The sequence below is a fragment of the Deinococcus rhizophilus genome, assembly GCF_030271215.1.
Taxonomy (GTDB): domain Bacteria; phylum Deinococcota; class Deinococci; order Deinococcales; family Deinococcaceae; genus Deinococcus; species Deinococcus rhizophilus.
Window position 1 is genome coordinate 1 of record NZ_JASNGB010000250.1, and the last position, 3,202, is coordinate 3,202.

Genomic DNA, 3,202 nt, shown 5'->3' on the forward strand with positions numbered 1-3,202 from the left:
CAGGGCGCGAGTTGCGGCGGGAGCTGCGCATCCAGCCAGTAGGGATTTTCCGGCATCTCAGGCGCTCAGACGCGGATGATTCAGGTAGCGCGCGGCATACAGCAGCGCGGCGTGGATGTCCTCGCGCTCGAGATCGGGGTAGTCCTCCAGGATCTCCCCCTCAGGAACGCCCTGGCCCAGCAGGTCGAGGAGGTCGCTCACCCGGATCCGTATTCCGCGGATGCAGGGACGTCCACCACACTGCCGTGGGTCGACGGTGATCCGGTCGAGGAGGCTCATGGCCTCACTCTACCGTTGCAGCTCGGTGGGATGGATATGGGGAGGAGTACCGAATTTATATATTTACAGGACTGCAAATCGTTGAANGATCCGGTCGAGGAGGCTCATGGCCTCACTCTACCGTTGCAGCTCGGTGGGATGGATATGGGGAGGAGTACCGAATTTATATATTTACAGGACTGCAAATCGTTGAACAGGAGTTGGCGGTGGGCCGGATAGACAGCCTGACCCAACCACAACCGTCGCAGCCACTTGAAGGTGGGCCGCCCACTGACCGTTTCTGCCCCTGTATTGCTCGGCTCCGAAAGCACCCAGCGGGGGGATCTGCTCAAAGTTGCTTGAGGAGCTCTGTCTTGGCCGCTAGCGTACGGTCATCACGGCTCCCTGCGCAGACTTTCAGGATCCTGCGTGAACTCTCCGCTCTCACCGACATGGCCGGGCTGACAGAGCGCCGTGACAGGTCGCCGGAAAGACTGCCGGCACCGGAGCACGAGACCGAACATGGAGAGGAGTGGCCTTGCCGACCTACACGGAGTGGAATGACGCGCTGATCGAGTTCTTCACCTATGGAGCCCCCGTGGGAAGCACGATCTACCTCAATGTCAGCGACCGGACGCTCGAGCAGATTGGCGAGCAGTTCTGGGGCCGTTCGAGCACCGGCCCCTGGGCCGAGGACTACCTCGCCGCGGTCCGCTCGGCGCTCGTCAAAGACGGCTGCGTCTTTCCCGAGACGGTGCGGGGCAAGAACAAGCGGGGGCGCCCGCAGGGCTTGGCCTTCCTGGGTGCCCTGGTGCTTGTGGCGTCCCGCATGGACCAGGACGACGAGCAGAGCATCAGCGAGAAGGACTATTTCACCCGCTTGAACGACGCGCTGGGGACCGTCCCGGCCAACGCGCAGGTCAAGCGGCCTCGGCACATGACCACCGGTGCCGCGGGCGAGGAACCCCTGTGGCGCGCCTGGGCCACCTTCCTGCGCTCCCGGGGGTACCTCCCCACCGCGTCGGGCGGGAGGGGGGCCTGGAAGTACATCGGCTACGCCGTCAGCCAGACCCTGCTGCGCGAACCCGAGAAACGGCGGCTGTTCCAGGTGTTTGACCGGCGGAACTGGGGCCGTGAGCCGGACCCGGAATTGCTGGTGAGCCTGCTGCGCCACGAGGACGACCTTCCGGCCCATGTCCGCACCTTGCTGGGGCGCAGCGGCCAGGGAGCCGAGGACGTGCAGTTCGCGCTGGCCGACGTCTACCGCGAGTGGGAGGAGCGCCGCGTCCAAGGGGGCGGAACCCAGGCCAGTGCTGGCGGCCCCCTGGGACGCCACCTCCAGGCGGGGCTCTACCGCACCGAGCACTGGCGTACCGGGGCACCGCAGTACGCGCTGTATCCCCGGCAGCCCCGCGGCCTGCGGCTGCTGGACGTGACGCTCGACTGGCCGGACGGCAGCGCCTCCGAGCCGCTGCGGCTGGAACGGCCAGGCTACTACGCCCCGGTGGGCCAGCTGGACGGGGAGCGCCTGGAGTTTGGCTGGACTCTGCCGCTCAGCGGGCATCCGCAGCTCGACGCCCTGAGCCTGCCGGCACGGCCTTTCTGGATCCTGCGGGCCGATCCGGACGTCCCCGGCGCCTTCGCGTCGATGGGCCGCCCGGCCGTGGGGGAACACTTCAGCCTGCTGCTCCGCGACGAACTCAAGGCCGACCTGCTGGCTTACCGGGAGCAGGGTCTGATGCAGTGGCAGGGCGAGGAGCGTTGGGAGGCCGGATGGCTGGAGGTCACGGGGGTGATGGTGACCGCCAACCAGTGGGGCGAGGTCGGCCCGGTCCAGTCCCGTGACCTGCTCGACGCCTTGCGCCCGGCGAGCGGCGTGTCCGTGAGCGTCGCGGGCGGGCTGCGGCTGCCCCGGCAGGGGGCCTGGGTCACCGACGCGCCCCCCACCGTGACGGTCCACTCCTTTTTCACGGAGGCGTTCCTGACGGTCTGCCGCGGGGAGGACACGGTCTTCTCGGGTGCGGTGGAGCCCAACCAGCCCGTCTCGGTGCCCTGGGCCGGCCCCGGGGACTACGAGCTGTCCGCCGAGGCGCGCGGACAGGGTCAGGTGCGGCTGGTCAAGCTCGTGCCGTGGGAAGAGTTGCCCCCGCCCGACCCGGCCCTGCTGGGCACGGTCGACCGACGCTGGCAGCAGGGAGGCCAGACGCGCACCCTCACGGGCCTGCGCGTGGCGCAGGAGGTGCAGGGATGACCGGACAGGAACGCATGAACATCGGCCGCCTCCGGGCCCAGGACCGTCAGTCGGGCCCGGCGCGGATCCGCTGGTACCAGGGCTACAGCGGGCGCGGCAGGGCCGACCAGCTGATCGAGGCGCTCTCGCGCTACATGCAGCAGCGGCGCCTGACCGATACCGTCTGCGGCCTGCGGGTCGAGCGCCGGGCGCGGGGCGAGTTCTACTTCTTCCTCACGCTGGAATCCGAGGACCTGGGCGTGCTGCCCGACGACGTGCAAGAAGCGCTGGCCGAGTGCCCGTTCCTGCAGTTCAGCGCGGGCGGTCCGTACGAGCTCGCCACCATTCAGTCAATGGTCAGCGGGGAACTCAAGATGAAGGCGCTGGGACAGTGCCTGACCTACAGGGTGCTGCGTCAGGAACAGTCCGGCGATCCTTTTCAGGCTGACCTGGACCGCCCGGACAGGGAAGGCGGCCTTGGCGAGGTCGCCGAACGGGTGCTGTGGTACGCGAGTTCGCTGGGCAGCGGCCGCTGGAGCGCGTTTCACGCGGCCTGCGCGGCGCTGGGCGCCGGGGAGCAGTCGCGGCGGATCGCGCGCGCCCTGCGGCTGCTCGGGCACCTGGAGATCAGTGACGACGGTGAGCGCTGGAGCGTCACGCCGGCGGCGGTGGCCGAGGCCCAGCAGCCCGGCGGCTCCCGGCTGCGCTTCCAGG

General features: G+C 68.8%; 3 protein-coding genes. 2 read left to right on the forward strand and 1 reads right to left on the reverse strand.

Annotation, left to right across the window (positions count from 1 at the left end; genetic code table 11):
* Positions 1-57 precede the first annotated feature (57 nt).
* Positions 58-279, reverse strand: coding sequence for a DUF433 domain-containing protein (locus tag QOL99_RS16055; protein ID WP_285525295.1), 222 nt, complete (start codon positions 277-279; stop codon positions 58-60).
* Positions 280-796: 517 nt separating this feature from the next.
* Here QOL99_RS16055 and QOL99_RS16060 point away from each other — a divergent pair.
* Entirely contained in the window at positions 797-2,509 is a 1,713-nt protein-coding gene (locus QOL99_RS16060; protein WP_285525297.1) for a hypothetical protein, read from the forward strand.
* On the forward strand, positions 2,506-3,202 hold a 697-nt coding region (locus tag QOL99_RS16065), incomplete at its 3' end, for a hypothetical protein (protein WP_285525299.1). The genes QOL99_RS16060 and QOL99_RS16065, both read left to right, overlap by 4 nt.

What these genes read in the sequence shown, in the direction of transcription:
- QOL99_RS16055 (WP_285525295.1), bottom strand. Translation starts at nt 279, where the DNA reads ATGAGCCTCCTCGACCGGATCACCGTCGACCCACGGCAGTGTGGTGGA.